Annotated in this window: 1 pseudogene; it reads right to left on the bottom strand. The window is 65.5% G+C overall.

The features are described 5' to 3' along the window. Nucleotides 1-536 (bottom strand): annotated as a pseudogene (locus tag ACRXB1_RS37150) (hypothetical protein); the annotation flags it as partial. Nucleotides 537-734: the final 198 nt, after the last annotated feature.

Genomic DNA, 734 nt, shown 5'->3' with positions numbered 1-734 from the left:
TCCTGGGGCGGTGGCGGGGTTTGCGTCGTGGGTGCAGGCACAGGCGCAACTGCAACCGCGCGCGGGAAATGCACGACGTTCGATGGATTCGGCGCCTGATCTTCGAGATCGTCTTCTACTTCAGCTTCCTCTTCGATCTCGCTTATTGGCGGCAGGGGAGGGCGGGGCGTGCTTGCCGCTGTATGCCATGCCGGTGTTGCAGCGTGCTCGATGCCTTCGACTGGCGACTCTTCACGGCGAGTGGCCCATGGCGGAATATCGGCGGGCGGCGTCGGTTCCGGTTGCGCGATGGGTGCAGGTTCGTCAACGGCATCGTCCAGATCGATCGATGCGGTGGGCAACGGGTCAGGTTGAGCATCGTTGTCGCTTCCCTGGACATCGGGCGGCGTATCGGCGGATGCTGCTTCCGGTGTCGCGCCGAAATCATCGTGCGTCGGAACGGCGGGTGAGTACTCGCCCGCCGCGCTGAAGGTCGGCGTCGCGGCAGGAATGGGCGTGGCCGGTTCCTGTGCAACGCTCGCAGGTGGGATTTCCACAGCCGGTGGACCGGCCGTAACGCTTGGAATGCCATTGGCGCGTGTCGTCCACTGCGCTGCCGTCTGCTCGATAGAGCGCAGCGCCTCCTTGATCCGGTCGGGTTCCGGCGGCGTCGCGCAACAACACCTTCGCGCCTGTCGTCACCAAGGAATCGTTTTTTGCGGTGGCCGCGTCCTCCGCGGGGAACGCGCCCGCGA

This window comes from Caballeronia sp. M23-90 (genome assembly GCF_053574605.1).
The sequence above is the reverse complement of the archived record's forward strand: the minus strand, read 5'-3'. Positions and strand labels throughout refer to the sequence as shown.